Raw genomic sequence first — 835 nt, forward strand, 5'->3', positions numbered from 1 at the left:
TTCCAAAATGCATCCTTCGAGCATTTCATTTTTCTCCTCCGCTTTTTTAAGTCGTGCCTCCAGAGCTGCTATCCGGCTGTCCGGATCTTCTCCTTCCCGGTACATCAGCACACCAAGGATGCCAGCCGTGTACTTCACGATTGCATCGAGCTTTGTGTAGTTTTCATACACAACGGTATCTTCATCCCGTTCGCTCACAGACATTCTCTTAGTTGTTGTCGGATCAGAGAATAAAGTCTTCAGCTGATCCTCGGATGCTGAAATGGTCTTGATCAGAAGTGCACCATCCGTCTGCTCAGTGACCTGCTGGATCTGCAGCTCCTGACCATCATTGAATGTGATTTTCATTTTTCTGTTTGCCCCTTTCTTCATCTTTTTAGAGGGATTCTGAACTAAATAGCAAATTAAAAAATGCAGAAACAACGATGAACAATAATTTAAAAAGTTTATTGTATGTAAAGCAAGTAACTGTAACAAATAATATAAATGTCGGTGCAGGAAAGGATTTTGAAAAATACATTAAGGCACCTTCTTTAACTGGCTATACGCCAATTGGTGTAGTCGGCTATGATCTGGTTGGAAATTGGGATGTATGGATCAATGTTTCCTCATGCTATTACAATAGTGCAAGCAATTTGATTTACACAAAAGGACATAATTTTGGAACTAGTATAAGTAATGCATTATTAAATGCATTTGTTTTATACAAAAAGAACTAAATTATTGGCAAATATAACATAAATTTATATAAAAAATATCTCCAGCGGAACTTTTTTGAAAACGCACATCAAGATCCAAATCACCGTTCTTATTTATTTCAGCAAAACAAGAAGCA

2 protein-coding genes are annotated in these 835 nt (G+C 37.4%); one reads left to right on the plus strand and one right to left on the minus strand.

Annotated elements, in window-relative coordinates:
* Nucleotides 1-348: hypothetical protein (locus PG418_RS19090; RefSeq protein ID WP_498837893.1), on the minus strand; the 348-nt coding region annotated here is incomplete at its 3' end.
* A 77-nt stretch (nt 349-425) separates the two neighbouring features.
* Here PG418_RS19090 and PG418_RS19095 point away from each other — a divergent pair.
* Complete coding sequence (locus PG418_RS19095; protein ID WP_498837894.1) at nt 426-719, plus strand: hypothetical protein; 294 nt, start codon at nt 426-428, stop codon at nt 717-719.
* Nucleotides 720-835: the final 116 nt, after the last annotated feature.

The sequence above is a fragment of the Bariatricus sp. TF06-38A genome (assembly GCF_027690675.1).
Lineage (GTDB): Bacteria > Bacillota > Clostridia > Lachnospirales > Lachnospiraceae > Allocoprococcus > Allocoprococcus comes.